At 42.0% G+C, this 25,686-nt stretch carries 29 protein-coding genes; 13 read left to right on the top strand and 16 right to left on the bottom strand.

The features are described 5' to 3' along the window. Positions 1–18: 18 nt before the first annotated feature. The gene (locus F7734_RS48640; protein WP_155751514.1) at positions 19–1,932 is read right to left on the bottom strand and encodes a hypothetical protein; all 1,914 of its coding nucleotides are present in this window, start codon (positions 1,930–1,932) and stop codon (positions 19–21) included. A 616-nt stretch (positions 1,933–2,548) separates the two neighbouring features. Here F7734_RS48640 and F7734_RS48635 point away from each other — a divergent pair. Together F7734_RS48635 and F7734_RS48630 are read left to right on the top strand one after the other, a co-directional pair. Then, the gene (locus F7734_RS48635; protein ID WP_155751513.1) at positions 2,549–3,790 is read left to right on the top strand and encodes a succinate--CoA ligase subunit beta; all 1,242 of its coding nucleotides are present in this window, start codon (positions 2,549–2,551) and stop codon (positions 3,788–3,790) included. 4 nt (positions 3,791–3,794) lie between these two features. Continuing rightward, on the top strand, positions 3,795–4,676 hold the full coding sequence (locus tag F7734_RS48630; protein ID WP_155751512.1) for a CoA-binding protein: 882 nt from the start codon (positions 3,795–3,797) through the stop codon (positions 4,674–4,676). Positions 4,677–4,836: 160 nt separating this feature from the next. Here the strand turns inward: F7734_RS48630 and F7734_RS48625 are convergent, their stop codons facing one another. From F7734_RS48625 to F7734_RS48610, 4 genes are all read right to left on the bottom strand, one after another. Then, complete coding sequence (locus tag F7734_RS48625) at positions 4,837–6,522, bottom strand: NAD(P)H-quinone oxidoreductase subunit 4 (protein ID WP_155751511.1); 1,686 nt, start codon at positions 6,520–6,522, stop codon at positions 4,837–4,839. 275 nt (positions 6,523–6,797) lie between these two features. After that, positions 6,798–7,367, bottom strand: coding sequence for a PepSY domain-containing protein (locus tag F7734_RS48620; RefSeq protein ID WP_155751510.1), 570 nt, complete (start codon positions 7,365–7,367; stop codon positions 6,798–6,800). A gap of 109 nt (positions 7,368–7,476) precedes the next feature. After that, complete coding sequence (locus tag F7734_RS48615; RefSeq protein WP_155751509.1) at positions 7,477–8,145, bottom strand: Fe2+-dependent dioxygenase; 669 nt, start codon at positions 8,143–8,145, stop codon at positions 7,477–7,479. 95 nt (positions 8,146–8,240) lie between these two features. Further along, positions 8,241–8,456: a hypothetical protein gene (locus tag F7734_RS48610; RefSeq protein ID WP_155751508.1), complete on the bottom strand. Its 216-nt coding sequence runs from the start codon at positions 8,454–8,456 to the stop codon at positions 8,241–8,243. Positions 8,457–8,906: 450 nt separating this feature from the next. Between F7734_RS48610 and F7734_RS48605 the strand changes: the two genes are divergently transcribed. From F7734_RS48605 to F7734_RS48590, 4 genes are all read left to right on the top strand, one after another. Further along, on the top strand, positions 8,907–9,926 hold the full coding sequence (locus F7734_RS48605; RefSeq protein ID WP_155751507.1) for an ABC transporter ATP-binding protein: 1,020 nt from the start codon (positions 8,907–8,909) through the stop codon (positions 9,924–9,926). Then, positions 9,923–10,072 carry a hypothetical protein gene (locus F7734_RS48600; RefSeq protein WP_155751506.1) on the top strand — a complete coding sequence of 50 codons (150 nt, stop codon included), beginning with the start codon at positions 9,923–9,925 and terminating at the stop codon, positions 10,070–10,072. The genes F7734_RS48605 and F7734_RS48600 overlap by 4 nt, the downstream gene beginning before the upstream one ends. A 77-nt stretch (positions 10,073–10,149) precedes the next feature. Next, complete coding sequence (locus tag F7734_RS48595; RefSeq protein ID WP_166482620.1) at positions 10,150–11,070, top strand: ABC transporter permease; 921 nt, start codon at positions 10,150–10,152, stop codon at positions 11,068–11,070. Positions 11,071–11,158: 88 nt separating this feature from the next. Then, on the top strand, positions 11,159–11,524 hold the full coding sequence (locus F7734_RS48590; RefSeq protein ID WP_155751505.1) for a hypothetical protein: 366 nt from the start codon (positions 11,159–11,161) through the stop codon (positions 11,522–11,524). Positions 11,525–11,604: 80 nt separating this feature from the next. Here the strand turns inward: F7734_RS48590 and F7734_RS48585 are convergent, their stop codons facing one another. After that, positions 11,605–12,042, bottom strand: coding sequence for a peroxiredoxin (locus F7734_RS48585; RefSeq protein ID WP_155751504.1), 438 nt, complete (start codon positions 12,040–12,042; stop codon positions 11,605–11,607). Positions 12,043–12,287: 245 nt separating this feature from the next. Here F7734_RS48585 and F7734_RS48580 point away from each other — a divergent pair, with 245 nt between their 5' ends. The 3 genes from F7734_RS48580 to F7734_RS48570 all read left to right on the top strand — a co-directional run bounded on the left by F7734_RS48580 (position 12,288) and on the right by F7734_RS48570 (position 14,645). Further along, positions 12,288–12,692: an Npun_F0494 family protein gene (locus tag F7734_RS48580; RefSeq protein ID WP_155751503.1), complete on the top strand. Its 405-nt coding sequence runs from the start codon at positions 12,288–12,290 to the stop codon at positions 12,690–12,692. Positions 12,693–12,916: 224 nt separating this feature from the next. Further along, the gene (gene cobQ, locus F7734_RS48575) at positions 12,917–14,395 is read left to right on the top strand and encodes a cobyric acid synthase CobQ (protein ID WP_155751502.1); all 1,479 of its coding nucleotides are present in this window, start codon (positions 12,917–12,919) and stop codon (positions 14,393–14,395) included. Between the two features lie 10 nt (positions 14,396–14,405). After that, entirely contained in the window at positions 14,406–14,645 is a 240-nt protein-coding gene (locus F7734_RS48570) for a 2Fe-2S iron-sulfur cluster-binding protein (RefSeq protein WP_155751501.1), read from the top strand. Positions 14,646–14,723: 78 nt separating this feature from the next. Here F7734_RS48570 and F7734_RS48565 read toward each other — a convergent pair whose 3' ends face one another. The 7 genes from F7734_RS48565 to F7734_RS48535 all read right to left on the bottom strand — a co-directional run bounded on the left by F7734_RS48565 (position 14,724) and on the right by F7734_RS48535 (position 21,189). Then, entirely contained in the window at positions 14,724–15,005 is a 282-nt protein-coding gene (locus F7734_RS48565) for a hypothetical protein (RefSeq protein ID WP_155751500.1), read from the bottom strand. A 90-nt stretch (positions 15,006–15,095) separates the two neighbouring features. Next, positions 15,096–15,377 carry a hypothetical protein gene (locus F7734_RS48560; RefSeq protein ID WP_155751499.1) on the bottom strand — a complete coding sequence of 94 codons (282 nt, stop codon included), beginning with the start codon at positions 15,375–15,377 and terminating at the stop codon, positions 15,096–15,098. Further along, entirely contained in the window at positions 15,374–15,892 is a 519-nt protein-coding gene (locus F7734_RS48555) for a papain-like cysteine protease family protein (RefSeq protein ID WP_166482619.1), read from the bottom strand. Before F7734_RS48555 ends, F7734_RS48560 begins: the two co-directional genes overlap by 4 nt. Before the next feature lie 118 nt (positions 15,893–16,010). Beyond that, entirely contained in the window at positions 16,011–16,451 is a 441-nt protein-coding gene (locus tag F7734_RS48550; protein WP_155751498.1) for an SRPBCC family protein, read from the bottom strand. A 28-nt stretch (positions 16,452–16,479) separates the two neighbouring features. Next, on the bottom strand, positions 16,480–17,919 hold the full coding sequence (gene zds, locus F7734_RS48545; RefSeq protein WP_155751497.1) for a 9,9'-di-cis-zeta-carotene desaturase: 1,440 nt from the start codon (positions 17,917–17,919) through the stop codon (positions 16,480–16,482). A 126-nt stretch (positions 17,920–18,045) separates the two neighbouring features. Then, positions 18,046–18,219: a ribbon-helix-helix protein, CopG family gene (locus F7734_RS48540; RefSeq protein ID WP_038083275.1), complete on the bottom strand. Its 174-nt coding sequence runs from the start codon at positions 18,217–18,219 to the stop codon at positions 18,046–18,048. 1,272 nt (positions 18,220–19,491) lie between these two features. Continuing rightward, positions 19,492–21,189, bottom strand: a complete 1,698-nt coding sequence (locus F7734_RS48535; protein ID WP_155751496.1) for a hypothetical protein — start codon at positions 21,187–21,189, stop codon at positions 19,492–19,494. Between the two features lie 383 nt (positions 21,190–21,572). Here F7734_RS48535 and F7734_RS48530 point away from each other — a divergent pair, with 383 nt between their 5' ends. The 3 genes from F7734_RS48530 to F7734_RS48520 all read left to right on the top strand — a co-directional run bounded on the left by F7734_RS48530 (position 21,573) and on the right by F7734_RS48520 (position 22,798). Next, positions 21,573–21,929: an iron-sulfur cluster assembly accessory protein gene (locus F7734_RS48530; protein WP_155751495.1), complete on the top strand. Its 357-nt coding sequence runs from the start codon at positions 21,573–21,575 to the stop codon at positions 21,927–21,929. A gap of 107 nt (positions 21,930–22,036) precedes the next feature. Continuing rightward, entirely contained in the window at positions 22,037–22,459 is a 423-nt protein-coding gene (locus F7734_RS48525; RefSeq protein WP_155751494.1) for a tetratricopeptide repeat protein, read from the top strand. 96 nt (positions 22,460–22,555) lie between these two features. After that, the gene (locus F7734_RS48520) at positions 22,556–22,798 is read left to right on the top strand and encodes a hypothetical protein (protein WP_155751493.1); all 243 of its coding nucleotides are present in this window, start codon (positions 22,556–22,558) and stop codon (positions 22,796–22,798) included. A 68-nt stretch (positions 22,799–22,866) separates the two neighbouring features. On the opposite strand, the gene F7734_RS48515 is transcribed toward F7734_RS48520, so the two are convergent. Beyond that, the gene (locus F7734_RS48515; RefSeq protein WP_155751492.1) at positions 22,867–23,787 is read right to left on the bottom strand and encodes a TIGR01777 family oxidoreductase; all 921 of its coding nucleotides are present in this window, start codon (positions 23,785–23,787) and stop codon (positions 22,867–22,869) included. Positions 23,788–24,031: 244 nt separating this feature from the next. Between F7734_RS48515 and F7734_RS48510 the strand changes: the two genes are divergently transcribed. Beyond that, entirely contained in the window at positions 24,032–24,379 is a 348-nt protein-coding gene (locus F7734_RS48510; protein WP_155751491.1) for a hypothetical protein, read from the top strand. 118 nt (positions 24,380–24,497) lie between these two features. On the opposite strand, the gene F7734_RS48505 is transcribed toward F7734_RS48510, so the two are convergent. Continuing rightward, the gene (locus F7734_RS48505) at positions 24,498–24,998 is read right to left on the bottom strand and encodes an FHA domain-containing protein (protein ID WP_155751490.1); all 501 of its coding nucleotides are present in this window, start codon (positions 24,996–24,998) and stop codon (positions 24,498–24,500) included. A 157-nt stretch (positions 24,999–25,155) separates the two neighbouring features. Continuing rightward, positions 25,156–25,686, bottom strand: a 531-nt coding sequence (locus tag F7734_RS48500; RefSeq protein ID WP_243147481.1) for an HAD-IC family P-type ATPase, incomplete at its 5' end; no start/stop codon positions are given.

Here is a 25,686-nt window from a genome sequence, read left to right as displayed (position 1 = left end):
CGCCCTACCCCCTACCCCCTATTCTCCTGGATTGTGTACGTAAATCGCATTGCCTTGAACATCGTAAATAATTAGGGGTAAGCTAACGTTGTCGCTGATAATATCCAATGTTTGCTGCAACTTTTGTAAGTACTCAGATGCGTTTGTAGCAGTGTCCGTAGAGCTTTGATTGCTTGCAGCCGCATCAGTAGTGCTTCCATCACTCGCATTTGTGACGCTACTTTGTAGCATTTGTTGATACTCTGGCGTCAACTGAACAGTAATTCCTTGTTTTTCCACCTTATAATCGCAGATGCGAATTGTACTGTAACAGGTTCTGTTTAAGTCTGTACGGGTTCTTTGCATCAAACTAATAGTTTGTAATTTATCTTGCGCTTGCTTGAGGGCAGCAGAGTACGGTGCTACTAAAGCTTGTGCCTGAGTATAATACATACTCTCACTAGTCACTTGCTTGGCAGAGTTTACAGCTTGATTCCAATAAGTGACAGCCGCTTGCCATTGATTTTGTTGTTCGTATCTTTTAGCAAGGTTGGCTGAAGTCACAGATTGATTGTAAGTTTTAGCTGCTAATAATTCTCTGGTTGCATGAATCCGTGCTGCAGCTAAGTAGGGTTTATATTCTCCTAAGAGCTTCTGCGATTCTTTGTACACAGTACTCTTAGGTGGAATCCCTGCCAACGCATTCACTGCCACTTGCCAAGTTGCTTGAACTTTTTGTAATTCTTGTAAAGTTTTAGCAGTCGCATCTCGTTTGGAAGCCTCCACAGCCACAGCTTTGGCTGCAGCTAGCTTTTCGATCCATTTTTCTTCTGCAAGCAATTGCTGCTTCACAACTTTTAAATGAGAGCGATAAATTAGTAATTTAGGTTGTACTAATTTATAGAGTTCGCTATTGGAATTAATGACTTCTAGCGATGCGATCGCCTGTCGCCATAAGTTCTGTCTGGCTTGCAACTCCTGCATACTAGTTGCTGGGGTTTTACTTTTTTGTAAAGCTATTGACCCCATTTCAAATGCTTTAATTACCTGGTTAACTTTTTCAGACTCTCCAAAAAAACTGGTTGAAAATTTTTCGGCTTCTTGATGATAGGGTGACCAAAAAGGAATTCCTTTTAAAGATATACTTGTTTCTTCTAGTTGCTGTTGCATTTTTGGTAATTCTGTTTCAGACCGAGCATTGAGCTTCAGTCGATCTAATGACTTTTGTAACTCCCTTGCCGCTTGTATTTCTTGACACTCCAAGATAGAGCAAGGACGAGTTAAGAAGTAAGTAGCACCACCTAATATAGCAATGACTGCAAGAGCAGCGCCTACCAAAACAGGCTTGATTTTCCGAGCTGGCTTTGATGATGAATAAGTAGACAAATCCGGAGCATCTGCCATTGGATCGTATGGTTCATCCTCATCAGATACCTCTGGGAGTGAGGCGTTCAGAAAAGACGAAGAAAAACTGCCAGATTCCCCAGCGTTGATAGACAGTTCGCCAGAGCTTGAGGAAAAAGATTGCGGGTGAGTGTCTTCTTCAATCTCTATGTCGTGAAAATTTTGAGATCTCGGCGTTCTGATGTCCTCTAATTCGATATCTTCCGGTTCTTCAATTTCTTCAACTTCAAATGGATTGTATGTTGCAGGTGTTCTTAGTGTGAGAGAACGTTTGGTATACGGCAGTTTTTGTCCAACAACTCTTAGGAAAAGTTCGACCTGCTGTTCTTGATGACCTGGTAGGGATTGTAGTGCTTCTTCTAACACAGCAAATACTGTTTCTGTATTAGCCATCACACCTACAGAGTGTTGAGCTAAAATCATTAACTGGTCATCTTTGACAGCACACTTAACCTGAAATAAGTCGCCAGATGGAACTTCTGCACGTAACTGTTCCTGTAAAATTTGCGCTAAGAATTGTAAATCTTCTTGTTGGGCCGCTACTTTCATAGACCCATCCTGCTCTTTTATGTTTTTTTTATCGAAAGTGCTAGATGCACGGGTTTCGTTTTTTGAATAAGTATACACAGCTTAACCAACCATCGTTATAAATAGAAGTGGACAATTTTCTAACATAAATTCGTAATTCTTACTTAAAATAAAAATAGTTTTTAAGCATCCCACTCAACCTGAGCAAAACACCCTAAGTGTAGTATTCCAATCTTTTGGTCCAAACTAACAACAGTTGGAAAAAAGAATCGTGAAGGGCTGCTGTATCCCCGAATTCTCAATTCGGGGATATGAGCAAATTTACTCATCTTATCAATCCATTTAATTTCCCTAAAGAAATTTTTCTATATAATTAAAAACACTGATATGCTTGCTTTCTATTGAAACCAAGCGTCTGTGTCATAATTAAGGGTCAACCACTACAAATGTTGATATTTTAACCTTAACAACAGATTTGCTTATAGGATGGTCTAAAGAACGTTTACTAGATTCCATAAAATTGATATTGTCAATAAGTATTTATATCTAAATAGAACTGCTGAGTCAGAGTGCAGTGCTTGATGTTTTAGGCTCAAGCGCAGCAACCCTAAAAATGTGGCAAAAAAGGTGTAGGTCAATGGATTTGTTAGAGTATCAGGTTAAAGAATGGTTTTCGGAAATCGGCATTCCTGTATTGCCATCGCAACGAATTGACCATCCCACAGACCTAAAACGGTTAAAAATTAGCTATCCTGTTGTGTTGAAGTCCCAGGTGCATGCGGGCGGACGAGCAAAAGCAGGCGGGGTCAGATTTGTAGAAACAACAATTGATGCGATCGCCGCCGCCCAACACATCTTTAATCTGCCAATCTTTGGTGAGTTACCAGAAGTGTTACTGGCAGAAGCAAAGTATGATGCCGAACAGGAGTTGTACTTAGCTGTGGTAGTGGACACTGCTGTTTGCAGACCCATCCTATTAGGTTGTACGGAGCCTGATGTTGATTGGGATTGGGAATCAGCAGGAGACAAGATGCGACACGTTGTTGTTGACGGGGAATTTTCTCCATTTTATGCCCGACGATTGGCACTAAAAATGGGCTTGCAAGGCGCGTTAATGCAGTCAGTCAGCGCTGTGGTAGAAAAAATGTACCAATTGTTTATAGACAAAGACCTGGATTTGATTGAAATTAGCCCCTTGGGAGTGAGTGCTTCCGGTCAAATTATGGCTCTTAATGGGAGTGTAAGCGTCAATGAACGAGCCATTGGGCGTCATCCAGATATTGCCGAAATTGCTACTAAAATAGCCAACCGCCGTACCAACAGAGAGATAGCAAGGAACATGGGGGATTGGGATGTTGTAGAAATGCACGGGAAAATCGCAATTTTAGGTAATGGTGCAGGTTCGGTGATGGCGACTTTAGATTTAGTCGTGAATGCTGGTGGTAAACCAAGTGTTTGTCTCAATCTTCGCCATGCTTCCGTGACCGATACCTTACCGACAACTTTTACAGATCGTTTGGAGAAAGCATTAAACAGCTTGGCTGTTGACAAAAGTATTCATGTGATACTGATTAATTTTCTAGGTAGCATTCCTCAAAGTGGAGAAGTTATAGATATCATTGGAAACTTTGTAGAAAATAGCACCAACACATTTAAGCCACAATTAATCAGGTCTAACGGTAGCAAAAATCGTCGGGACAATCATTTTCCCCGCTTGGTTTTGCGTCTTGCTGGTTCTGAGTTCAAGACAGCTAGAGAATATCTAGCAAATTTAAAAACCCCAGGTGATACACCTATGGTAGTGGTAGAAAGTTTAGATGAAGCAGTAGCAGAAGCGGTCCGTTTTGCCAAGCCAACGACTACACATAGAAGATACTGAAAAAATGAATCTGACACCAGAAAGCAAAGTATTAATCCAAGGATTTTGCGAGTACATTACAGTCACTCATGTGACACAAATGAAAGCATACGGCACAAATGTGGTAGCAGGTGTCGATGCAGGATGTGGTGGACAGGAAATATACGGTTTGCCAGTCTATGACTTGGTTGAGGAGGTCGTAGAACAATATGGAGTCATTGATACAACGATTATTTGCGTACATCCATACCAAGTTTTAGATGCAGCGTTAGAAGCGATCGCATCTGGTATCGGCCAACTGATTATTATCTCTCCGGGTGTACCACCACTCGACATGGTACAACTTCTTCGTAAAGCTGAGGCAACAGAAACCATAGTGGTAGGACCCAACAGCCCTGGGATTATCGTACCGGGAAAAATTCTCTTAGGGACTCAACCAAGCGAATTTTATATCCCCGGTTCGGTAGGAATTCTCAGTCGCAGCACGACTCTGACTTATGAAGTGGCTAGGGAATTAACTCACGCAGGGTTGGGACAATCACTAAGCGTGAGCATTGGTAGTGATGCGATCGTTGGTTCGTCTTTTTTACAATGGCTGGAAATCTTAGATGAGGATGAAGCAACCAAGGCGATCGTATTAGTTGGACAACCTGGTGGAGGTCGTGAAGAAGCAGCAGCCCATTACATTGCTGAAGCCATCGACAAACCAGTGATTGCCTATATTGCAGGAACACAAGCACCACCAGTCAAGCAATGGCGTCAAACTGGGACTTTAGCAGCTGCGATCGGACGCGATCCTGATTTTGGAACGGCAAAAAGCAAATTATCAGCTTTTTCTCGCACAAGGGTTCCAGTCGCTGAACGCCCTTCTCAGATTCCAGAATTGGTGGAGAAGGTTTTGGCTTGACGGCACACAATACTGCTCGGATAAGCGTTTTTGTAGGTTGGGTTGAGGAACGAAACCCAACAAATCCTGATAAGTGTTGGGTTTCGTTCCTCAACCCAACCTACCTTAAATTTGAATTTTTAGCTTAACCGACAAGTATTGGGACTGCACAAGGATACTTTCACTTAACAATGCTCGAAACAGTTGCTATTTCAGGCTCCCCAAAACCTGGAGAAAAGAATTCTTTTGCGTAGATGCGGGGATTCTCTTGAGCAATTTGGACATAAGATTGACGTACCTGAGTGTTTACTGCAACAGTCTTTATATCGTACAATTGCGTAGCCAACTTGGGGTAGACGCCAATGCCAATAATCAATACTAGAAAGCAGGCAGCGATAAACATTTCACGGGGTTTGGCATCGCTATATACCGACTCAGCAGGCAAAAGACAGTCTGTACCAAAGCAAGCTGTTCCTTCATCCTCCTGGTTCTCCACTCCTGCATTGTTAACATCACAGATGAGTTTTGCCCCAGTGCCATAAAATACCTGCTTTAACATGGAAAGCAAATAGATTGGCGTCAAGATAACTCCCACTGCAGCTAAGAACACCATCACAGTACAGAAGGTTGGACTGTAAATGTCGCTGGTAGTCACACCCACAAAGACTTGAAGTTCGCTCACAAAGCCGCTCATTCCCGGTAAAGCCAGCGAAGCCATTGCACCAGCTGTAAACAAAGCAAATACTTTGGGCATAGCTTGAGCAATCCCACCCATATTTTCCATCGCCATAGTGTGAGTGCGATCGTAGGTGATGCCAGCTAGGAAGAATAACACTGCAGCAATCAAACCGTGGGACAGCATTTGCAGCATTGCACCACTCACTCCCACATCCGTGAAGGAAGCAATACCCAACAACACAAATCCCATGTGAGAAACTGACGAATAGGCGAGCCGACGCTTCATATTATTTTGGGCAAAAGAGTTCAAAGCGCCGTAAATAATATTGATGACACCCAGAGTTGCTAGCACGGGAGCAAAGTAAATGTGAGCATCTGTCAGCAACTCCAAATTGAGACGAATCAAGCCGTATCCACCCATTTTGAGCAAGACTCCAGCCAAAATCATCGATACAGGAGCAGAAGCTTCACCGTGTGCATCAGGTAACCAGGTGTGCAAGGGGAAAATTGCCAGCTTGACACCAAAAGCAATCAACAAACCCGCGTAAAGTAAAAGTTCTAAAGCCAGAGGATAATTTTTCGCACCAAGTTCAACTATATCGAAGGTCAAATTATCTCCATGAAGAGCCATTGCCAGCCCTGCCACTAAAATAAAAATTGAAGCAGCGGCAGTATAGAGTAGGAACTTAGTAGCAGCATAGCGGCGTTTTTGACCACCCCAAATAGAAACAAGCAGGTAGACAGGAACTAGTTCCAGTTCCCACATAATAAAGAACAGCAAAATATCTTGGGCAACAAACACCCCAATTTGTGCTGCATATAGCACCAGCATCAAAAAATAAAACAGGCGGGACTTTAGATTAACTTGCCATGCAGCAAACATTGAAAGTGTCGTTACCAGCCCTGCTAGCAGCACGAGGGGAACAGATATTCCATCGACTGAAACTGCCCAACTCAAACCTATTTGAGGTAACCAGGCATATTTCTCCACAAGTTGAAAAGTCGCACTGCTCGCATCATAATGCTTCCAAAAGACGTAGCACATTAATATCAAATCCGCGATCCCCACGCCCAGGGCATACCATCGCACCTGTTTGCCGTCTTTATCAGGCAACAAGGGGATGAGCATGGAAGCAACGAGTGGCAACAGGACAATCGCGGTCAGCCAAGGAAATCCATCCAATATCATGGCGTTGAGCAAAAATACTTATAAGGGAATATTACTATTCTATGAAACTATGTAACGATTTCTTATAAGAATTTACCGTAGCTTAGTATAGATGAAATTTATTCCTGCAGAGAGAAGAATCGCTGTAACAGTGACCAGTGACCAGTGACCAGTGACCAGTAACCAGCGATCCAGACCCCTCTCGTTCCCAGGCTCCGCCTGGGAATGCAGATCTAGAGGCTCCGCCTCGACCTCATGATTGGATGCGAAGGAGTGAAGACAGTCCCGCACAATGGTCACTGGTCACTGGTCACTGATTTGCGAAATATTCCAGTCAAATTAATTCCCGTAATTAGCATTGCAACTAACCCCAAACCAATTAAAATCACGTACAATACTCTGAGGTGCGGACCCAAATATGTCCCTTGATGAATCCTCAAAAGAAGTGCGGTTTGTTCGTTAGGCATACCAAACCAGTTTCTACCCAATCTATACATAATTCCTGTTAATGCACTGACAGTTAAGGGTAAAAACGTAATGGGTGCGAGAATGCGATGAATCTTGCGAAAATCAAGCTTTGATGACTTTGGTGAAGGGCGATTTTTCCCAAACAATTTGGTCATGCTCAAACCAGTCACAATCATACCTATTAGCCCCAAACCAACTAACAGCACGTAAATAGGTACAAGTGGTTGACCGAGATATTCTCCTTGATGAATCACCATAAAAAAATTGGCTACTTGATTCGGTATATTAAACCAATATCTTCCAACACGATAGGCAATTCCAGTTAAAGCACTTGCTAATAGGGGTAGAAAAAGAATGGGAGCTATTTTTCGATGAATTTTCCGAGAATTTAATTTCATTGATGTTTTCCAAAAATTTCTAATAGTAAATGTTGGGTTTCGTTCCTCAACCCAACCTACGTATTTTCGTATTTTTAAGCAGAATCTATGCAGTATTAGGATATATTATTTACACATCAGCCCATTTCCGAAGTAGATTGGCATGAGTTTTGCTAATTAAATCAAACTCTGGTGTTTTACCATACTTCTGAAACATAGCTTGCCGAACAGTCTCTAAATCAAATAAAATCTCTCGTTCTGCAGAATCGCGAATGAGACTTTGTACCCAAGATATAGCTGCGAGTCTTATACCTTCAGTGACTGTTTCTACTCGATGTAGCGTTGAAGATGGATAAACAATCATCGAACCTGCATCTAGTTTAAAAGCTTGCTCTCCCAAAGATGTATCAATGACTAATTCTCCACCTGTATAACTTGACGCAGGGCTGAGAAACAGAGTAAATGATACATCAGAACGCGTAAAACTTTCATCCCCCATCAGTGCATTATCAGTATGGGAACCGTAGTACATACCTGGTTTATAACAACTAAATATGATGGGTTGAATAATTTTTGGTCTGACTGTTGCTTGGAACAAACGATCGCGTTTTAGTGCTTGTGTAACAATTCCTCTCATCTCTTGCGCGATCGCATTGTTTGGCAACTGCATATTATTCTTGACTAACTTAGCATGCCATCCTGCTGTGTTTTTCCCATCAATAAATTCAGCGTCCTTTAGCTTTGAAACTAGAAAATCTAGTTCGTCAGAAGTGAGAACATTATCAATGCAAAGAATCATAAGCTAGTTTGAAAATAGGGAGCAGGGAGTGGGGAGTAGGGAGTAGGGAAAAAGACTAATTCCTAATCTCCATCGCTCTTTGCCCATTAACTTAATTATTTACCTTCGCCGCCTTCACCACCTTCGCCACCTTCACCGCCTTCGCCACCTTCACCGCCTTCTGTAGAAGTTGGAGTTGGTTGAGTCGTTGGGGCTGTAGTTTGACCGCCTTCACCGCCTTCACCACCACTTTCAGTTGCACCGCTACATGCACTTACGGTAGCTGCTAAACCTAAAGAAAGAAACAAGGCGATCGCTTTTTTAGAACCCATTGTCAGTTTCTCCCGATTTTCTAATTTGCGTAGTTGGGAATTTCTTTAAAAATACAGCAATGCAAAAGTTTTTTCTACGTCATCGGGGCTACCTCCACATCTGGTCATTCCATCTTGCTCCAAGAAAAATTATGTAAATTAGTTACTCAGTATTGACTGTAAACCCTTGATTTAATGATAAAAACTCACAAAAATCAGGTAGCTTTATCACGAAGCTTTTTACATTCCCTGGGTTTGTACTGAGAGGTGCAAGATGTGAGGTCACAAAGTTGAGGCGGAGCCTCGATCCATGCATTCCCAGGCGGAGGCTGGGAACGAGAGCCGTGTACTGTCACTGGTCACTGGTTACTGCTCACTGTTGTTATTTCCTTAAGAAAAACCTTGCCTCACGGTACTCAACTACAATAGAGATAGTGTTTGTTGAGAATTGTATAGTTAGGACAAGCTGTCATGGCTCCCGCCGTTTTAATTGAAAATTTAAAAAAAAGCTACGGCACGGTGGTCGCCGTTAAGGACGTTTCCTTTAAGGTAGAACCGGGCGAGATTTTTGGTTTGCTTGGTCCCAATGGTGCGGGGAAAACAACGACTTTGCGTTCTTTGTGTACTCTCACTACTCCCGATGCTGGAAATCTTGAAGTTTCTGGTATTTCTGTACTAAAAAATCCCAGAATGGCAAGGAAGCGCTTGGGTTACGTTGCTCAGGAAGTTGCACCAGATAAAGTTCTGACAGGAAGAGAACTCTTACAATTGCAAGCTGCACTTTATCATCTACCGGGTACAGTTGCCAAGCAGCGCATAAACACAGTGCTTGAATTACTTGGTTTGCAGGAATACGCCGATAAAAAGACCGGCACTTACTCAGGCGGTTTACGCAAGCGTTTGGATTTAGCCGCAGGATTACTCCACGCACCAGATGTCTTGGTTTTGGATGAACCAACAGTAGGACTGGATATTGAAAGCCGTTTTGTGGTATGGGATTTCCTGCGAAAGTTACGCCAAGCGGGAACCACGGTAGTGATTACCAGCCATTATCTGGAAGAAGTTGACGCTTTAGCCGATCGCGTGGCAATTATTGACAGAGGTGTGGTCATTGCGACTGGAACACCATCTGAATTAAAAGATAGGGTAGGAGGCGATCGCATTACTTTACGCATCCGTGAATTTTCGCCCATTGAAGAAGCAAATACTGCCAAAGAATTACTACAATCGCTACCTTTTGTTCAAGAAGTGATTGTCAACAGCGCTCAAGGGAACTCCCTTAACTTAGTAGTAACACCGCAACAAGATGCGTTAATTACCATTCAGCAATCCCTAAATTCTTCTGGATTACCCATTTTTGGTATAGCCCAATCTCGTCCAAGCTTAGATGATGTCTACCTAGCAGCGACAGGAAGAACCCTAATGGATGCAGAACTTGCAGCCGTTGCAGCTCGCGATCCAAAAGCTGAACGCAAGCAGGGTATGAGATGAATGGGACAAGGGAGACAAGGAAGACAAGGAAGCAAGGGAACAAGGAAGACAGGGAAGCAGGGGCGATCGCTAATCCCAATCCCAAATCCTCAATCCCCAATCCAAAATCCCAAATCCTCAATCCAAATCCTCAATCCCAAATCTAAAATCCTCAATCCAAAATCCCAAATCCAAATCCAAAATCCTCAATCCAAAATCCCAAATCCAAAATCCTCAATCCAAAATCCCAAATCCAAAATCCAAATATCATGAGTGGACTGTCTTACCTCCAAAATCAGATATCAACTGGCTAGAAGTCGCATCACCTCAAAGTTATGCCGATGCGTCTCCTAATGTGTTCAACGAATTTGTTCAAGAAACACTGGCTTTAACTCGTCGCCTGTTTATTCAGCTGACTAGACGTCCCTCAACTTTGGTTGCAGGAATTATTCAGCCAGTGATGTGGTTGGTATTGTTTGGCGCGTTATTTCAAAATGCACCAAAAGGTATTTTTGGCAATACCACAAATTACGGTCAATTTCTAAGTGCGGGTGTTATTGTTTTTACAGCCTTTGCGGGAGCACTAAATGCCGGTTTACCTGTGATGTTTGACCGGGAATTTGGTTTTTTGAATCGGTTGTTAGTTGCACCCCTAGCCTCTCGGTTTTCCATCGTTTTAGCTTCAGCAATCTTTATCATTAGCCAAAGTTTGATACAAGCAGCCGCGATCGTGACTGTTTCGGCTTTTCTTGGTGCGGGCGTGCCTGATGTAGCAGGGTTGGGAGTTATCACCTTAATTGTCTTCCTGCTTGCATTGGGTGTAACTGCCATCAGCTTGGGTTTGGCTTTTGCGTTACCCGGACACATTGAACTGATTGCAGTTATTTTTGTCAGCAATCTACCACTATTATTTGCCAGTACCGCCTTGGCTCCTTTATCATTTATGCCGGGATGGTTACAAGTTGTCGCTGCTTTGAATCCCCTCAGTTACGCTATTGAACCAATTCGCTATTTATACGTCCATAAAGATTGGGGCTTGAACAGTGTTGTTATGCACGCTTTCTGGGGTGATGTTACCTTTGGAAGTGCAATACTTGTATTGTTTGGCTTCGCTATTGTCGCACTATTGAGTATTCAACCCCGATTGCGACAAACTCTGGCATAAGATAAAAAGTATGAAGGATAAAGGATACAATACCAATCCTTCATATGTCATTCTTTATCTTTCATACTTCATACTTTATACTTAAGTTATGAAAACGCTGTCTTTACCAATAAAAGGGCTGCTAAAGGCGATTGCGATCGCAGGAATAAGCTTTGCCACCTTACTAGGGCAACAGCCTACCCTAGCTGATACCGGAAGAAGTATTTTGCAAGATCTCGATCCACAGCGGGGTAACGATCCATTGGGACCCCGTTCCGATGAAGTCGATAGTATGGGTCTTTTCGATCTCATTCATCGGTTTAATCAAGGCAGTACTACTTGGGATGCTCAACAACAAGACCAACAACTAAACGACGCAACTGCGGCATTTAGGAAAAAACAGGAACAAATGCTACAGCAGCAAGGGATACAACAACAAAACCAACCTGTCCGTCCAGTAACTGGTAATCAGTGACCAGTGACGGGGAGATAGAACAACAATATTTAGCAAGAGACTTTGTAGAGACGCGCCATGGCGCGTCTTTACTTTGATTTTTACAACCCTAACGCAGCCAAAACATCGCTGGCATGGGTGGCTGTATTTACACTAGAATCAACGTGAATAATTTTACCGTTACCATCTATAACGTAGGTAACGCGTTTGGCATAACCGCCACCATCGACATCGTAAGCATTAACGAGAGTTTTTTGGGTGTCAGCAAGTAGTGGGAAATTCAGATTGTATTTTTGGGTGAATGCCTGATGGGAGGCTTCATCATCCACACTAACTCCCAAAACTACCACGTCTTTGCCCTGATAGTCGTCCTTGGCATCCCTAAAACTGCAAGCTTGCTTGGTGCAACCTGGGGTGTCATCTTTGGGATAGAAATATAAAACCACTGTTTTGCCCTTGAAATCAGACAATGAAACGGTGTTGCCGTTTGTGTCTTTAACGGTAAAGTTCGGTGCATCGTTACCAACTGCTAAAGGCATAATTTTAGTGTTGCTCCTAAATACAGAGGTTATTTTTCCGCTTCAGGGGTCATTGTAACAAATTTTATGTCTTTTTTATTAAGAAGGTAGAAGTACAATCGCACTTGGTTTGTCTACAAATGAAAGCAAGGCGTTTAGGTGTAGTAAGATAAAACATGAGTATGTCTTAAACTAGTAGTCTAGTGCTGCTTGTGTTGCAGCCATTAGATATCTCTCAGTAAAGAAAATAGATCGAGAGAGCAAGAATGCCTGTTGCCAATTCCCCAAGCCCAAAAATCTTTACCTATCCTCGTAAAACCCTAGAACGAGCAGAGAGAGCGCTCGTGTGTTCTCCCTTTCATCTGAAGTTGTTTGAAACAATGCTCTCTCGCAGTGTGGCACTAAGTGAGATGATTGGTAGTATAGGTGTCCAACAGGGCTTTACAAAACGTTATACATCAGAATTGTCTGCAGATAATGACCTGGTATGGCTGATTCAAGTGGGTGTATTGCGCCGAGAAGTGGATGGTCAGGGAATTACAGATAGCTTCCGCCTGACCCCGTTAGGTCGTCAGTTAGTAGAACAAAGCCACCAGAAACCTTGGCGAACTCCCTCATGGAGCGATCGCTTTTACAATGCGGCAATTCGTTGGTTAAAGCTACCCTTGTAGTACAGTGACCAGTGACTAGTGACCAATGACCAATGACAATTGGTTACTGTTAATTATTTGGGGTAAAAGGGAACAATAAGTACGGAAGCTGTAACTTCTTTCATGAAGTCTTTATTATTGCTACCCGACTGTATTGGTGTTTAGTCAATAGTCAGAGTCAGGTGACCATTGATTATTGACTATTGACCATTGACTATTAACCATTTACTATTGACTGTTGACATATGAAAGCAATTATGGTATTGGGGACAACATCTCACGCAGGAAAATCATTGTTAACTGCGGCTATTTGTCGTATGTTGTCACGCCGTGGCTGGCGAGTGGCTCCCTTTAAAGGTCAAAATATGGCTTTAAATGCGTATGTGACCCCAAATGGTGGCGAAATTGGTTACGCTCAAGCAGTGCAGGCATGGGCAGCTGGTGTTGTGCCTTGGGTAGAAATGAACCCAATATTATTAAAGCCCCAAGGAGATATGACTTCTCAAGTCATTATTAAGGGCAAGTATATGGGTAGAGTGAATGCATCAGATTACTACGAACAATATTTTGATGTTGGGTGGCGGGCAATTGAAGAATCTTTACAGCACTTAAGTACAGAATTTGATTTACTCGTTTGTGAAGGTGCGGGAAGTCCAGCAGAAATTAATCTCAAACATCGCGATTTAACTAATATGCGGGTGGCAAAGCATTTAAATGCGTCCGCTATATTAGTTGTGGACATTGACAGAGGTGGTGCTTTTGCCCATGTTGTAGGAACTCTGGAATTATTGGAACCAGATGAACGCGCATTAATTAAAGGTATAGTTATTAACAAGTTCCGAGGGCAGCGATCGCTTCTCGAACCGGGGATAAAGTGGTTGGAGGAACGGACTGGTATCCCTGTTATAGGCGTGATTCCTTATCTAGAACATATATACCCTGCTGAAGATTCCCTTGATTTGCTAGATCGCAGGGTGGTGAAATCGAACACGGAACTTAATGTTAGTGTTGTCCGCTTACCCAGAATTTCTAACTTTACAGATTTTGACCCTTTAGAATCGGAACCTACAGTTACAGTCAAATACTTAAGCCCCAAGCAAGATTTGGGACATCCCGATGCAGTCATTATCCCTGGTACAAAAACCACAATTCCCGATTTGTTAATACTGCAAAAAAGCGGTATGGCAGAAGCAATTCAGCACTATGCCGCCGCCGGGGGTACAGTTTTGGGTATCTGTGGAGGGTATCAAATACTCGGTCAAATGATTGCAGATCCAGAAGGGATAGAAGGACAAGCGGGTAGATACCAAGGATTGAATTTACTACCCATTAAAACTGTCATTACAGGACAAAAAGTCGCTCGCCAACGACAAGTGACATCAAACTATCCGCAAATGGGCTTACCCGTTGTTGGGTTTGAAATTCATCAAGGGCGATCGCGTACAGAAACTCAAGGAGTAGACCCTCAAGCATACCATCCCCTGTTTGATGATGCTAATTTAGGGTTGGTAGATAGTTGTCTATCAGTTTGGGGAACTTATCTCCACGGTATATTTGACAACGGTCCCTGGCGACGCGCTTGGTTAAATCGCCTGCGCCAACAAAGGGGATTAAAATCTTTACCTACCGGCGTTGCCAACTACCGAGAACAAAGGGAAGGCATTCTAGACTCCCTTTCCATAGAAGTTGAACGCCATTTAGACTTAACAGCGTTTTTGTCCTAAGGTAGTTGCCATGACTGTTCGCGTCCGCTTTTTACCTGATAATGTCACAGTCGATGCTGAAGTGGGAGAACCACTGCTTGATGTTGCAGATCGAGCTGGTGTATTCATTCCCACTGGTTGTCTGATGGGGTCATGTTTTGCTTGCGCTGTAGATATCGAAGATGGAGATACTATCCGCGCTTGTATTAGTGCAATTCCCCCGGAGCGCGAACAGTTGACGATTAATTTGTTTAGCGATCCTACTTGGTAATTGCTAATGGCTAATGGCTAATGGCTAATGGCTGTTTTATGACCAGACCCTGACAACTGCTGGGTCATTTCTTGCTGCTTAGTCTAAACTCCAGTCTCCTATATACGCTGGTAATTCAACAAATTCATGGTTATAAACTTGGGCAACAAGTTTACATATACCATTAGCTCCTATTTGGTTAAATCGGAAAAATTCTGAGAAACTATCATCTCCATTAGTGACTTGAATCTCTTGATTAGCAACTCTTACTGATTCTACTTTCATCGTAAATTTATGCTGTTTTTCTCCTACTAATACCACCACTGTGAATGTTCTTTTTTCTGAAGTTACCTCAATAATTGTAATTATTTGAAATTTCATGTCTTATAACAGTACTACCCTAGGGTTTGAAACATCACAACCACATCTTTATGAATCATCGTTGCTGTTTCTACTAAAGCAAAGCTGATTTTATGCCGCTGAAGAAAGCTCTCCCATATCCACAGGTAATTTAATAGGTTGATGATTGTAAACTAGAAAAACCAAATTCGATATATCTGCAGCTAGTTTTTGGTTAAATTGAAATGTCTTTAAAAAATTTTCATCGCTGTTTAGAATTTGAATGTTTTGATTAGCAATGGTATCTGTTTCAACTGTCATTGTAAATTGACATATATCTTCACCAATGACAACTGTGACATAAAAAGTTTTAAATTCCTGGGTGGGTTCAATAGAAAGTACTTTTACGTTCATGTTATCCTCCGGTAAACTCCATGGTGAGTCCAATGTTTAAGAAAGTCATCTTTTGTCATTCTATATCTTGTGCCTTCCCAAGGGTCGCGAATCAAAATACATTGTGTATCATCAATACCGTCAACAATGACCATATGACCTATTCCTACACCAGTTTCCCAAAGTATAGCAGCCCATGAACCTGTACTATTTAAGACCTCTAGTAGTTGAAAATCAGTTGCTCCAGGAAGATTCAAAGGACCTCCTCTCCATGGTCGCTCGTTAAGAGTATCAAGCATATTAAGAGCATTTGCTAATTCTTGAGCACTGACTGGTACTCCTGTTAAATTCTCAATTTCCCTTTGCTCTATATTTATTCCACGGTCTGCTAGAAGCATTTCTCCACTGGCAACTCCGCAAGATAAATCCCCTTGTTGTTGAACCACCTTTGGGTCAACAACTTCATCAATAACTTGCCAATTACCACCTGCACCAGAAAGCGATGGTTGATACTCTTGTGGTTGATTTTGGTTCACTCTAACTCAGTTTTAGTAACAATGAACTATACTATCACCTGAGTTTGAGGCGATCGCTTTTGATACAGGTTAGCAATTAGCCATTAGCCATTAGCCATTAGCAATTAGCAATTAGCCATTAAACTTTCTCCTTGATTGCATATTCTCTAAAGCGTTCCATATTCGCTTTTAGAGTCGATTCGACGGCTCGCCCTAAAAACAAATTATCCATGATTTTCCCAAGAATACCGGGGATAGCATAGGCAACAGAAAGTTTAACAATACTGCTTCCGTGGCGATCGTAAAAACGCACTGCTCCCCGATTTGGTAACCCATCCACAGATTCCCATTGAATGATTTGGTTTGGAACAACTTTGAGAATCCGAGATTTCCAAGTAAATTCCAAACCACCAGTGTTCAATGTCCACAAAGATATATCTGGATTATCCGGCGGAACCTTAACAGACTCAATCCACTTCATCCAGCGTGGCATCTGTTCCAAATCAGCCCAGAGACCCCATACTAAATCAATGGGAGCCTCGACTTCTACCTGCACGCTGTGTTCTAACCAATCTGCCATTCTTTGTGTACGCCCTTCTCTTTGCGGTTTATTTTTTCACAGTCTCCAAAATCGCTTTTGCTGCACGCTTGCCTGAAAGTGTAGCACCTTCCATACTATCGATATAATCTTGCTGCGTATAACTCCCTGCAAGAAAGAAGTTAGGAATAGGCGTCTTTTGCCCTGGACGATAAATATCCATTCCCGGTGCTTCTCGGTAGAGCGACTGTGCGAGTTTGACCACGTTATACCAGGTCATGTTTAACTCTCGTGATGAGGGAAATAACTCGTGTACTTGCTTGAGAACGTGGGCTGCGATCGCTTCATTACTTTGTTTAATAAAAGGATCTCCCGGTGTCAGCACAAGTTGTAACAAAGATCCTTGTCCTTCTCGGTAATAATCCGCAGGGCTAGTCAAAGCCAAATCCGCAAAACAAGAAAAATCAGCATCTGCTGTATAGAGCAGATTGTCAATTCCTGCTGCGTGCTTTAGCTGTTTGCGTTTATTTGCATCGTTTAATTCCGTAACCCAGCCGTCAAAACGCAGTTGAACAGTTGCCACTGGCACTGCATCCAATTTGTATATATTATCGAAAAAAGACCACTTGCGCCATGATTCAGGCAACACGCGCTGAATTCCTGGAATATCACAAGCAGCAACATAGGCATCAGCAGTCACTAATTCTTCTGTATCACCATTTGCTACTACCAAACCAGTGACACGTATGTTTTCTCCTTCCTCAGCAAACTTGATTTCTCGCACTTGACGGCGCGTATAAATCTTCGTCCCCCTAGCTTCTATGTATTCTACTATTGGTTTATGTAAGTATTCATAGGGAGAACCTTCCAGCATCTGTAATTTTGACGCTTCTGTCCTTACAGCAAATAACTGGAAAATAGTCAACATACAACGGGCGGAAATATTCTCGCAGTCAATAAACCCAAGGGCGTAGGCAATGGGGTTCCACATCCGCTTGATGCTACCCTCGCTACCACCGTGACTGCGGAACCAATCGGCAAAGCTGACTTTATCCAAATCGCGAATGTTCTGCATTGCGCCATTAAAGTCAACTAAACCCCTCACTATCGGGCTAGTTCCCAAAGCTACTGCGTTTTGTAACTTATCTAAGATTGAAAGTTGGGAAGTCGTAAAAAACGCCTTTAATCCGTTGATAGGCGCACCTATAAAAAAGCGAAAATCCAGTTCTCCTGTTTTTCCCCCTTTATTGATGAAAGTGTGGGTATGAGCTTTTGGACGCAAGTTATTCTGCGCTCCCACTTTTTTCATCAATTCCAACAGTTGATAGTAGTTGCCAAAAAAGACGTGCAACCCCATTTCAATATGGTTGCCATTGCCATCAACCCAACTGCTAACCTTTCCTCCAACAAACGGGCGGGACTCAAAAATGTGGATTTCACAGCCAGCATCAGCTAGATCTACAGCGGTTGCTAGTCCAGCAAGTCCCGCACCTATGATTGCAACACGCATTCCGTTTTTCCTTCTCAGTTTCTTTACAAATTGTAACTGGGTTGGTGTCGGAATTTGTGACTCGTACCAACTGGTGTTAACAGTTGACCGTTAAGCGTTGAGCGTTAACTGTTAACGAGTTTTGTATTAGTTGTTAGTAACATCCTTGGAGTCATCGTTAACTGGCAAGGCTCGGATAAGCTCCCGAATCACGTCTGTGGCAGGTCTACCAGTCTGACGACAATACTTTTCCAGTTTTTCTGCCTCCTGGGTTGCTAAATTGACAGTGATACGTTTTACAGCCCATTTTTTATTTGTCATTTTATTGTTGTATTTGCTGGTTATTAACATCATCAAAGGGAACAAACTAGAGATGAAAAGGATAACTTATCAGAGTTTTTGCCAGGAAACAAGTAATTTGGTAAAGACTAAAAACTTTGTTTGGTTTTGTGAATGTATGCTTCATTTTTCGATAGAGTATAGAGAATACAACAATTAAATGCTCTAAGGAAGTGTGAGAATAAAGTATACCTGCTGCCAATGGAATAAAGTTAGCAACAGGGTGTCTTTGCTTGATGAAGAAATTGTATAAATTTGATGACAAAACCTTCTGTCAAGCAGCTGACAGATTTCAGTAATGTGAGCCTTGATACATTTTTGGAATGAGTTAACAGTATTCAGCCGAACACCTTGTAAAAAAAAGATATGCCATCAACCCGGAAGTATGGCATCTAGACGCTAGGTTATGGTGGAGCCAACAAAAAATATTTAGGGCTTGTGAGAGTCTTACTGCGTTTCTTCTTCATTTAAAATCGATAGCAACACACCAGACAAGTACTTTTTTGTTACACGGTCACACATTCATAACAATTACCAGTCAATAGTTGATAGGCATATTGTATCGAAAAAGACAAATCTTTCAAGAAAGATTTCAGCACAACTTCTTCTTTTAGAAGGTTTCTTACTTATCCATAATAAATATCATAAATTGCCATAATAACGTACAAATTAAGTTGTCTAATTACCACATTGTATATCCTTTTATTAAAGTTTTTAAAACTTTACTTACTCTTTACAATATTTGTAAAAAAAATTAAATCTTCTTTATCTACGATTGTTTATGAAATTTTTACAACCTTGAAACAAGTATTGAAATTTTTTTTACTTATCTTCATGAATTAAGTTGCTTGTCATTAATCAGAATTTCTACGGTTGCTCAAACCCAGTTCAACTTAATATTAACAAACGCTACTTGTTAGCAAAGAGTGAGAGCGAAATCGAAATACACAAACGAAATCAGCAAGACATTTCAGGAAAATTACTGATATCAATTCTCTTTATGAAAGCAAGACACAGAAAATCAAAATGCGTAGGTTGGGTTGAGGAACGAAACCCAACATTTACAAGCCTTAATTGGGTTTCCCCAACCGACAAAAATTCGAGATCCCTTGCAGTATTGCCAGTTGAGGCAACTGCAGAACAAGACGACAGACAGATCCGGAAGGATAAAAAATTTCATCCTTCCTGCTTTATCCTTCATCCTGTCTTATTTCAAGTATTTTTAGATAGGGTACGGCAAAGCATTTTGTTCAATCACTCAAACTGCAATTGAGGCATAAGTTGCAAAGTTCCGATCCCTATATCTTTGGGTGAAAGGAACCGAGCTTCAAACAAAGCCATCATATCCCGTGGTTGGGGATTACCACGGGAAGATCCCGTTAATCCTTTAGCAATAATCAAACCGCAGTATCCCTGAGTATTTTTACATCGCTGATTCCACTTTTGTCGGTCTTCTATGTGTACGGGGTCATCATCCTCAAACTCACCAAACAAAATCAACTCGTCATTTTCAGTTTGTAATAAACCTAAATCGTAATCTTGGTCGTCAAAAGGATCTGCACCCGGATTAAAGCCGATCCCTTTCAAACCACCTGCTTGTTCGATGTTCTCAATTAGAGTCTTTGCCTTAGGACGGGATGTTTGGATCAATATCACGGGTAATCCATCACCAACTTGTGTCATTTCCCCAACCTTATGGTAGTTCGATCCCTTCTGCAAATCGTGCAAAATTTCCCAAGACACAACACTTAAACTAACGAATGAGTCTTCTGGTATTACATCATCTCGTAATGAGTGCAACAGAGAAGTTTCATCATCGTCTTCATCATCGTCTTCATCATCGTCTTCATAATCATCATAATCGCCATAATCAGCATCATCCTCTAGATTGAAACCTGCTATCTCCTCTAACTCTTCCGTTAACTGTGGCATAGTAGAGACAACAACAGGAATTGACTTTGCTGGGATATCATTTGATGACTCAGGAAGGGCAATGCGGTAACGACGGCTGAGGGTGGGGAAAGTGTCATCACTCAGTTGGCGACGGTAGTCGCGAATAAAGCGGTATAAGCTTTCTAACGCTACTAAGACGACGAGTGCTTCTTCATCGTATAAAACCGATCTCAGCCCTTCTAATGGATGAATATTGCCGAAGGTGGGTTCTATATCTGAAAGTGGCAAATCTGCCAAGTCGAAAAACTCGTCATCTTCATCGTCTATATCATCAGTACTCTCGAAAGTGAGAAACAGGCAATCTTGCTTGAGAAAAGCTTCTTCTAAATGCCCCTGTAATTCATCATCTCTTAAAACTGTGGCTCGAAACTGCTTTAATGACTCTTCAGAGCGATACAGTAAAATTCCGTATTCCATACCCAGCATCCCCATAACGCTGGCATAAAGAGTTCCGATATCCCACTGGTTAATCTCAATAGATAGGATTTGCTGTTCTTCTAAAAGTTCCCAAGGGGCTGCTTGCCAAATCGCAAATGCTTTTTCTCGCAGCACTTGTACGAACTGTGGGGGTAAGTCAGGAACTTGGCTATCCAAAATCTCAGCAAACCCACGAAATAATTCGTCAATTAACGGCAATTCTGGTGAGTATTCTATTGCTATGTCTAAATCTTGGAGAACTCCTCGCAGGTAGAATTGAATTTCTCTGTCTCTAACAACAATTCTTTGGGGACGAGCAGGTTTCGCAGGACTGTGAGGATGCTCCATTGCTCGCATTAAGGTACGAACAACTGCTTCGGGACCCGTTTCTGGTGCTACTACGTCCATTCCCCGGACAATACCTTGCGTGCCGTCCACCCACAAAATGCACTCCCCCTTAACTTCCGTTTCTGGGCTTTGGGCTGGCGGTGATAACAACGGACGGCGATCGCCCTCCCATACAGAAGGAATTTGAGTTAATTTCTTCAGCCGACGACTGGTAGAGCGATTAAAACTTGTCATAGAGTCATTTCATCAACAAAATAATAAAGAAATCAATTTTTGGGTGTCACACAACTACCCAGAGTCAAAAGACCGGGCTATTTGTGAAGAGCGATCGGCTCGGTACAGCTTGCGAAGAGCGAGCGCGGATGAAAACTGTTACTAAGCATAAATTTCAAAAATATTGAATTTTTACACACCGAATCTCTCAATTCTAGGATAAAAATCTTTGCCTGCTTTTAACGCAGTATTTACAATTTGCCAATCTCGGACACTAATGTCGCTACAATAGAAGCAAAAAATGCCTGAAAAACCCACGCTAGGCGGCAGTGTGTAGGTTTTATTCTCTCACTCTGCTGCAGTATGGTTAAGCTAAAAGATGCTAAGGAGTTTAAACAAACAGTATGACACAAGCAATTGAGCCTCAACAAAAGGGAATTCAGATAAGCGATGCCGCACTGCAACAGGTGAAGTTCTTGCGAGATAAGCAAGGTACAGACCTCTGCTTGCGGGTTGGCGTTCGTCAAGGCGGTTGTTCTGGAATGTCTTACTTAATGGATTTTGAAGACCCCAGCAAAATTACCCCCCATGATGAAGTTTATGATTATGACGGCTTCAAAATTGTATGCGATCGCAAGAGCTTATTATATCTCTATGGTTTAATACTAGATTATAGTGATGCCATGATTGGTGGTGGCTTTCAGTTTTCTAACCCCAACGCTAACCAAACCTGTGGTTGTGGTAAATCGTTTGGCATGTAATTATGGTCAAGTGTCATTGGTCAAGTGTCATTGGTCAAGTGTCATTGACAACTGACTCTTGACTATTGACAAATGACTATTGACAACTGACTCTTGACTATTGACAAATGACTCAAACAGTTGAAACCCTTTTTGATACAGGATTAGAACGTTATAAAGCTGGAGAATCAGCAGAGACTTTAATTCCTGTATTTAAAGAAATTTGCGATCGCGCCCCCAAAAATAGCGCTGCTTGGACTTGCTTGGCGTGGCTGTATCTGTTAAATGATAAAGCGACGGCAGCATTTAAAGCCGCTCAAAAAGCTGTAAAGTTAAATCCCCAAGATCCTCAAGCAAGAATCAATCTTGCCGTGGCAATGTTGGAAACAGGTCAAAAAGGTTTGCGCGAGCACGTTGACTTTGCACATCAGCTGATCTTTGTAAATCCTGACTGGCAAGAAGAAATCAAAAGCAGCATAGAAGATGGCTTAAGCAGAAAACCAGATTGGCAAAGTTTGATAAAAGTTAAAGGTTGGTTATTTTCTAAGTAGTTGTAAGTGGTTAGTGGTTAGTGGTTCAAAATTACTACTAACGACGAACAACTAACTACTAACCACTAACCACTAACCACCATCTCCCAATTTTCTATGAAAGATAAATTTTTAAACTGGCTCAACTTTATTCTAATTGCGGACGTATTTCTGGTCTTGTTTGGCTTTGCATGGTTAGCAGTGGCAGCGCTCGGTCAAGCAACCGGAGTACCACTGGGCTTAGATTTATGGTACAAGCTGTGGCAACCCGTATTTAATCCAGCTATTGGTATCCTAATGGCTGGTGCTCTTATCAGTGGAATTATCAGTTGGGTATCTAGGAAATTTCAGAAGAGCTAATTGCTAATTGCTAACTGCTAATTGTTTTTTTCCATTAGCCATTAGCCATTAGCCATTAGCCATTAGCCCTATTTCAAAATTTGCACTAGTGCGGGTTCAACAGAGGGGTAATTGTACTGAAAACCAATGCTTTGAGTGCGTTTGGGAAGAACTTGCTGACCTTCTAGAACAACTATTGCGCCTTCTCCTAACAGGGCTTCTATTGCAAAGGAAGGTACGGGTAACCAAGAGGGGCGATTCATGACTCGCCCCATAGTTGTGCTGAGTTCTGTCATGCGAACTGGAGCAGGAGCTGTTGCATTGTAGACTCCTTGCATATCAGATCTGGTTAGAGCCTGTAGAATCAAGTTAACAACATCATCTATATGAATCCAAGAAAACCACTGCTGACCATTGCCAATGGGACCACCCGCAAAAAGTTTAAATGGAGTAATCATTTTACCCAAGGCACCACCAGTACCCAAAACAATGCCCAAGCGTAAAATAACTAATCGCACGCCAACTTCTGTGACTTTTTGTGCTTCTGCTTCCCAAGCCTGACAGACTTGGGCAAGAAAATCATGACCTGGTGGGCTAGTTTCATCAAAAGTAGCAGTTTCACTCGTCCCATAATAACCAATTGCTGAGGCATTAACCAGCACTTTGGGTTTAGGATTACTGCTAGCTATAGCTTCTACAATTTTTTGCGTCCCAAGCTTGCGACTGTTTAAAATTTCCTGTTTGCGTTCTAAAGTCCAACGCCCTTCACCAATAGGTTCTCCTGCAAGATTAACAACCCCGTCACAACTAGCAATGGCGCTTTGCCAAGAACCAGATACTGTGGGAGTGTATGTCACAAACTTTACATTTGGAAAAGCTGTAGATGGAAAAATCTTTTGAGCAAAGGAAGCGCTACGGGTTAAAACAACCACTTCCATTCCCTCTGCTTGGAGTCGTTTTACCAAACGACTACCCACAAATCCTGTTGCTCCAGCGATCGCTACTTTCATTCTGTTAACTGCGAGTCTTCACCAGACCACTATTTTACTAGTAATTAGCAATTACTCCTGAACTGCAAGATAAATTGCCTCAAAGGTAGGGTGGGCACTGCCCTACATCATCGAATGGTGGTGGGCAGTACCCACTCTACTACTGTTCCCTCTGAATTAGCTTTTTAATTAAACTGTAATAACTTGCCTATTGGGTGGTTGGATATTATAGGATGGACGGAGTGTTGCAAGGCGTGGGGCTATTATGGCTCGCTATACCTGTTCATTTGTTCTTTCGGTTGCTCTCAACCATCTTCAGCCATTAATGGTAGAACTTCTACAAGATTGTAATTTGGAGGTACAATATTATACATCTGATTATGTAATGGCACGTGAGATTCCTGGTACTGTACCTTTTTCCAAATTAGTAACGGTGGAAGCATTGATTGATAAAACTTCAGCCACTGAAACAGAGACGCGGATGAGTATTGTGATTAAAAACGAGGAACTACCTCTCCAACTGGATAATCACTGTCGGCAAATGTTTGAGTTTATCAAACAAGAGATAGAACAATGCCGCCATTGGCATCTTATAGAAAGCCTTGCTGGTTAGAGCTTCAGTGCTGAAAACGCTTGCGTTCGAGCTAGCAATTCCCTTAGCTAGCTTGTAGCACAATGCTTGAGGGAGCGTACAAGCTAGCAGCCAAAATTTTCTTTTGACACTCAAGTTATCAGTCTTCCAAATCCTCAGTCATACCAGGATTAATTAGTGTAATATCATACTCACTAGCATCTGTCTGCCCCGTAGAACGCATACTATCCCGTAATAGGTAATAAATGGCACGAACCTGCGGGCCAAAAACAACCACATCCTCATTTTTGAGATCGTGAGCGGGAATTTTGCGACCGTTAATCATTAAACCGTTGGAACTGGATTTGCCCTTAGCATCGCCATCGACAATTCGGTAATAGTAGCCACGCTTTTTATCGTCACGCGGCAACCTAACCAAAGTAGCGTGACGTCGCGAGACAAATTGTGACACAAGACGGATATCGCACTCCCGATCTCTACCAATAGAATAAGTAGGACGGTCTAAAGTAAATTCTTTACGTCCTTGGTCGTCCTCTACGATCAGTAAATGACTTTCATTAGTTTCTGCTGTCATTGACACGTTTCTAAAATCAGATGGACTGCGCTCGATAAAAATTTGTTGAGTATTTTTGTCTGTCATTACCCTAAACTATAGTCTATAGTGATGATTAAATAGTACATACACTGTTATATTGCATTGCCACTTAAAAGAGTAGAACGAAATGTTCTACTCTCGATTGTTTTTGTGAGTCCCTTAATACAAAGACCCTGTCAAATCATACCTCTACAGTTATAGTTCATTCAGAACGAGCAAAACGTCTTAACAATAAAGAATTTGTAACTACGCTTACGGAACTAAAAGCCATTAATGCAGCTGCACCAGAGGGGCTTAAGACAAAACCCAAACTAGGTAACAGAACACCAGCCGCTAGAGGAATGCCAAGTGTGTTGTACGCAAAAGCCCAAAATAAGTTCTGACGGATTTTACTGAAAGTGGCTCGGCTAAGTTGGATGGATTCAACCACATCTGTTAAGCGATCGCGCATCAATACAATTTCAGATGTTTCCATTGCAACATCTGTTCCCGAGTGTAACGCAATTCCCACATCTGCCTGAGACAAAGCAGGGGCATCGTTAATACCATCACCTACCATAGCGATTAGGGATTGGGGATTTTGGATTGGGGATTTTGGATTTTGGATTTTGGATTTTGGATTTTGGATTTTGGATTTTGGATTTTGGGTTTTGGATTTTGGATTTTGGATTTTGGATTTTTGATTTTGGATTTTGGATTTTGGATTTTGTATTTTGGATTTTGTTGTTTGAAT

This window comes from Scytonema sp. UIC 10036 (assembly GCF_009725235.1).
This window is presented reverse-complemented; position numbering and strand designations above follow the sequence as displayed.